This window comes from Propioniciclava sp., assembly GCF_029977985.1.
Lineage (GTDB): Bacteria > Actinomycetota > Actinomycetes > Propionibacteriales > Propionibacteriaceae > Propioniciclava.
This window is the reverse complement of sequence record NZ_JARKOT010000195.1, coordinates 1-3,806: the sequence shown is the minus strand read 5'-3', so window position 1 is coordinate 3,806 and position 3,806 is coordinate 1. Positions and strand designations below refer to the sequence as shown.

Below are 3,806 nucleotides of genomic sequence, written 5' to 3'. Positions count from 1 at the left end.
GCGCCCGTGCCGTAGTCGGCCAGCACGTAGTCGGCGATCCAGATGGGCAGCGGCTCGTCGTTGACCGGGTTGATCGCGTACCGGCCACTGAAGACGCCCGTCTTCGGCCGGTCGGTGGCCTGCCGTTCGATCTCGGAGGCGGACTTGGTCTTCTCCAGGTACGCCTCGAACTCGGCCCGGTGCTCGTCGGTCACCAGCTCGGCCGCCAGGGGGGCATCCGGGGCGACGACGAAGAAGGTGGCGCCGTACAGGGTGTCGGGGCGCGTCGTGAAGACGCGCACCGGCTCGTCGCGGCCCTCGACGCGGAAGTCGACCCACGCGCCGGACGACCGGCCGATCCAGTTGCGCTGCATGGCCAGCACGCGGTCGGGCCACTTGCCCTCCAGCGGCTCCATGTCGTCCAGCAGCCGCTGAGCGTAGTCGGTGATCTTGAAGTACCACTGCGTCAGCCGCCGCTTGGTGACGGCCGCGCCGCAGCGTTCGCACTCGCCCTGCACGACCTGCTCGTTGGCCAGCACCGTCTGGTCGTTGGGGCACCAGTTCACGTACGACGCCTTGCGGTAGGCCAGCCCCCGCGCGTGGAACTGGTTGAACAGCCATTGCGTCCAGCGGTAGTACTCGGGGTCGGAGGTGTGCAGGCGGCGCGTCCAGTCGAAGCTCAGGCCGTACCGCTTGAAGGAGGCCGCCTGGGTCTCGATGTTGGCGTACGTCCACTCCGCCGGGTGCGCGTTGCGCGCGATGGCGGCGTTCTCGGCGGGCAGGCCGAAGCTGTCCCAGCCGATCGGGTGCATGACGTCGTAGCCCTTCATGAACCAGTAGCGCGCCGCAACGTCGCCCATGACGAACGCCTCCGCGTGGCCCATGTGCAGATCGCCCGACGGGTAGGGGAACATGTCGAGCACGTAGCGCCGCTCGGCCGCGTCGTCGTCGCGGGCGACGAACGTGTCGTTCTCGGCCCAGAACGTCTGCCAGCGCTCCTGCGCGGCCTGGGCGTCGTAGCTACGGGCGGGCTCCATGGTCTTGCTCTCCTCGAGGTCGGGTCTGAATCGTGGGCTGCTCGGACATGAAAAAGCCCCCGTCTGCCCTCGGGCAGGCCAGGGGACGCCGCGACACCTGGGTGCGCGGCTAGCCAAGAAGTCGCGAGCGGCTCACTGGATGACTCATGGGCGCCATCGTAGCCCAAAGCCGCGCCCCGGACGCCGCCGCCCACCCGGGGGCGGGACACGAGGCGTCCGGACGCCGCCGGCTCAGGCCGCACCCCGGTGCCGTTCGATGGCCGCCAGGCCTCCGGCGGCGATCCCCGCCCAGTCGCCCGGGTGCACGGCTCGCACGTTGACCGCCTCGAGGAACTCCGACCAGAGCGGGTCGGCGTCCACCTGCCGCATCAGGTCGAGGCAGACCACGAGCATGGCGCCCTGGCCGAGCACCCACGAGGCCAGGCCGAGCCCGGCCAGCGGCACCCCGGCGCAGCACGGGCACACCTGCCGGACGACGGCGGCCCACAGGTCGCGGCGGGCCCCAGCGTTGGTGCGCGTCGTCGACAGGAGAGCCGGATGAACGAACGCGCGGTAGCGAGTGGCCATGCACAAGGCGGCGGCGACGTCGGCGTCCACCACAAGGGCGCCTGCATCGGCGCGCTCCAGCAGGGCCAGTGCCCCGTGGATCAGGGACCTGCTCGTCGGGTAGCGGTCGAAGACGCGTTCGATGGCGGCATCGGTTTCGGCCTCGGACAGGACGGGGGCGATGAGCTCGTACAGCTCGTCTCGGGAGCCGAGAACGGGGACGCCCTCGACGGCCGCCTCCAGGCACAGCCGGCCGTGGCGCGCGTCGTAGGGCAGGCCCTCGTCACCGGGCGTGGCGTGCCAGCGCGTGCCGTCCGCATGGACGCAGAGCCGGAGGGTGTGCGGCGGGAGGGCGGCGTCCATGGCGCCCAACGCCGACCAAGCCAGGTTCGCATCCTCGCTGAAGACGAGGAGCAAGAAGGTGCAGTCGGGGTTGTTGAGCCACATGGGCCGCAACTGCGCGAGCATGGACTCCGGCGCGCCGGCAGGGAGGTCGATGCGGGCCACGAGGGCGACGCTGCCCGCGCGGCAGGCGACGGCGACGAGGGACTCCACCGGCGGGAAGCCGAGGAGCACGGGGGTGACCTCCACGAGGTCGGTCAGGGTGAAGACGGAGAGGGTGCGCGTGTCTGTCATGCCAGCACATTGGCCCTCGAGCCCCCGGATCCGTCACGAACGTGGCTTTCCACAGGCGCGAGCCCCGTCATCCACAGGCCGTGTGGCGCCGACTTGGGTACCGTGAAACCCATGAGCCAGCAGGGGCAGGACCCGTACGGGCGGCGTCCGGTCGACATCAACGCCTACGCGCCGCCGCGCCGCACCGCCGGCTGGCTGTGGTTCCTGCTCGCCGGCGCCGTCGCCCTGGGCGTGGTGCTGGGGGCGCTCTTCCTCCGGCCCACCGCGCCCGTCCCGGCTCCCACGCCGACACCGAGCGCCTCCGCCGGCGCGACCTCGGCAGACCCCGGGATGCCGTTCAACATGCCGAACGACACCGCATCCAAGGGCCGCTGGGAGATCCTGGAGCAGCGCTGGGAGGGCGACTCGCTGGTCGTCAAGGTGCGCGTGTCGTGCGACGTCGGCACCGTCTCCTACGGGTTCGTGGCGTTCAGCAACGCGAGTACCGAGGTGTACGAGCCGGCCACCGGAGCCCCCGACCCCGAGATCGGCCGCGGGTACCTGAGGTTCAACGAGAGCATCGACGGCTACCTGCGCATCGACATGCCGCGCGGGCCGGCGACGCTGATCCTGACGACGATCGCCGGCAGCCAGATGTCGGCGCTGCCGATCGAGAGCTAGGGCGTCCAGCCGGTCACCCGCGGGGGAACTTGGGGCTCGTTGCGGAGTGGACTGTCGTTTCTCCTGCAACACCCTCAACGATCGACGTGTCCAGCACGTCGGTCTTTTCTTTGTCCGAGACCCGAAAGGTTCTTACTCCCATGACTCCCACCCTGCCCCAGCGGCTGTGGGCCGAGTTCCTCGGCACCTTCTGGCTCGTGTTCGGTGGCTGTGGCTCCGCCGTCCTCGCGGCGACCTTCGTCACCGACGCGCAGTTCCAGGCCGGTATCGGCTTCCTCGGCGTGGCCCTCGCCTTCGGCCTCACGGTCGTGACCGGCGCCTACGCCCTCGGCCACATCTCCGGCGGCCACTTCAACCCGGCCGTCACCCTCGGCCTGTGGGTCGCGAAGCGCATCGAGACGGCCGCCGTGGCCCCCTACATCGTGGCCCAGATCCTCGGCGCGACCGTCGCCGGCGGCGTCCTGTTCGCCATCGCGTCCGGTGCCCCCGGATTCGACGCCGTCGCGTCCGGCTTCGCCACCAACGGCTACGGCGAGCTCTCCCCCGGCGGCTACTCGATGCTCGCCGTCTTCCTGACGGAGGTCGTGTTGACCGCCGTGTTCCTGTGGGTGATCCTCGGCGTGACCTCCACCAAGGCGCCGAAGGGCTTCGCGCCGCTGGCGATCGGCCTGACGCTCACCCTCATCCATCTCGTGTCCATCCCCGTGTCGAACACGTCCGTCAACCCCGCCCGCTCGCTCGGTGTGGCCTGGTTCGCCGGCGCCGCCCCGCTGTCGCAGGTGTGGCTGTTCATCGTCGCCCCCATCCTCGGCGCGGTCGTCGCCGGCCTCTCCTACGCCGCCCTGACCGGCGACAAGGGCGACGCGTTCGACGCGGAGGACGTCCGCGTCGCGACAAGGGCCTGACGCCACGCCCGGTGCGGACACGATTTCGTCTTTGCATCCCTCG

At 70.7% G+C, this 3,806-nt stretch carries 4 protein-coding genes; 2 read left to right on the top strand and 2 right to left on the bottom strand.

The features are described 5' to 3' along the window. Both Q1K57_RS11510 and Q1K57_RS11505 read right to left on the bottom strand, forming a co-directional pair. On the bottom strand, window positions 1-1,016 hold a 1,016-nt coding region (locus Q1K57_RS11510), incomplete at its 3' end, for a class I tRNA ligase family protein (RefSeq protein ID WP_300082664.1). A 231-nt stretch (window positions 1,017-1,247) separates the two neighbouring features. Further along, window positions 1,248-2,198, bottom strand: a complete 951-nt coding sequence (locus Q1K57_RS11505) for a DUF4192 family protein (RefSeq protein WP_300082662.1) — start codon at window positions 2,196-2,198, stop codon at window positions 1,248-1,250. Between the two features lie 111 nt (window positions 2,199-2,309). Between Q1K57_RS11505 and Q1K57_RS11500 the strand changes: the two genes are divergently transcribed. Together Q1K57_RS11500 and aqpZ are read left to right on the top strand one after the other, a co-directional pair. After that, complete coding sequence (locus tag Q1K57_RS11500) at window positions 2,310-2,858, top strand: hypothetical protein (RefSeq protein ID WP_300082659.1); 549 nt, start codon at window positions 2,310-2,312, stop codon at window positions 2,856-2,858. Window positions 2,859-2,998: 140 nt separating this feature from the next. Continuing rightward, entirely contained in the window at window positions 2,999-3,763 is a 765-nt protein-coding gene (aqpZ, locus tag Q1K57_RS11495; protein ID WP_300082656.1) for an aquaporin Z, read from the top strand. The last annotated feature ends 43 nt before the right edge of the window (window positions 3,764-3,806 follow it).